This window comes from Peribacillus sp. SIMBA_075 (genome assembly GCF_046534585.1).
The window spans coordinates 1-233 of sequence record NZ_JAWRYN010001686.1; the positions used below are offsets into that span (position 1 = coordinate 1).

The 233-nt window shown below is 25.3% G+C and carries 1 protein-coding gene; it reads right to left on the reverse strand.

Going from position 1 to position 233, the window contains the following annotated elements:
* The coding region (locus SB775_RS34165) for an ATP-binding protein (protein WP_410865729.1) at window positions 1-233 on the reverse strand (233 nt) is incomplete at both ends.

Below are 233 nucleotides of genomic sequence, written 5' to 3' on the forward strand. Positions count from 1 at the left end.
GTCTTTACTACGAGAAGATTCTAAGACGTAAAAAGGTTCCCAAATTTTATCGATATCTTTCATTTGTTCAGCATTCATACCATTTTGAATTTGAAAATATATATTTTCATTTCTATCTTCTAAAGTAATTTTTATATTTTGATTTGCTGTATATTTTATCGCATTAGATATTAAATTTTGAAAGACCATTTTCATTTTATTTACATCAGCATTAACAACTGCATCGCTAACAT